Source organism: Neoroseomonas rubea, assembly GCF_016106015.1.
Lineage (GTDB): Bacteria > Pseudomonadota > Alphaproteobacteria > Acetobacterales > Acetobacteraceae > Neoroseomonas > Neoroseomonas rubea.
The window spans coordinates 1-1078 of the sequence record NZ_JACADQ010000633.1; the positions used below are offsets into that span (position 1 = coordinate 1).

At 73.0% G+C, this 1078-nt stretch carries 1 protein-coding gene; it reads right to left on the bottom strand.

Annotated features, from left to right (window positions below; all coding sequences use genetic code 11):
- Positions 1-75: 75 nt before the first annotated feature.
- Positions 76-1078: Bug family tripartite tricarboxylate transporter substrate binding protein (locus HW577_RS25465; protein ID WP_332837819.1), on the bottom strand; the 1003-nt coding region annotated here is incomplete at its 5' end.

Here is a 1078-nt window from a genome sequence, read left to right on the forward strand (position 1 = left end):
GGGCCGAAAGGCCCTCGGAACCCAATACAGACAAAGAAGGGAGGGGGTTCGGGGGAGGTTCCCCTCCCCCCACCTTTACTCGGCCCGCGCGCCCGAAGCGCGAACCGCTTCCCGCCACCGCGCACTTTCCGCCGCCACGAAGGCAGGCAGCTCCGTGCGCGCGATCGGCATCGGGTCAAAGGCGCGCTCGCGGAACAGCGTCGCCATCTCGGGGCCCGCAAGCGCCTTGCGCGTCTCCGCGTCGATGCGCGCGATGACCGGCTCCGGCGTCCCGCGCAGCGCGAACAGGCCCGTCCAGTTCACCGAGAGGAAACCCGGCAGGGCGGAGGCGATGGTCGGCACGCCGGGCAGCGCGGCGTTCTCGCGGTCCGACGCGACGCCCAGGCAGCGCACCGCGCCGCCGCGGATCTGCGGCAGCGCCGTACCGAGCCCGTCGAACATCATCGGCACATTGCCCGCGACCAGGTCCGTCATGGCCGGCGCGCTGCCGCGATAGGGGATGTGCGTCATCTCCACGCCGATGGCCGCGCGGAACATCTCCCCCGTCAGGTGCAGCTGGGACCCCGTGCCGGACGAGGCGTAGTTCACCCGCCCCGGATTGGCGCGGATATGCGCGATCAGCTCGGGCAGCGTCGCCATGGGCAGCGCGCGCGGATTGACGACGAGCACGTTGGGCTGCTGCGCCAGCATCGCGATCGGCAGGAAGTCCGCATCCGGGTCGAAGGGCAGGCGCGCATAGAGCGCCTTGTTGATGCAGATGAGCGACGCTGTCGCGACGAGCAGCGTGTGCCCGTCAGGCTCGGCGCGGGCGAAGGCCTCCCCGGCCACGGTCCCGCCGGCGCCGCCGCGATTGTCGATCACGACGGGCTGGCCGAGCGCGGCCGACAGCCTCTCTCCGATCGCGCGGGCGAGGATGTCGGTGGTGCCGCCGGCGGCGAAGGGCACGAGGATGCGCATGGGGCGCGTCGGGAAGCCCTGCGCGCGGGCGGGCGCGGCGAGCGCGGCGAGCGCGGCCGCGCCGAGGGCAAGCGCAGCGCGGCGGGTGATGTGCGGCATGGCGGGCCTCCTTTTTCCGACG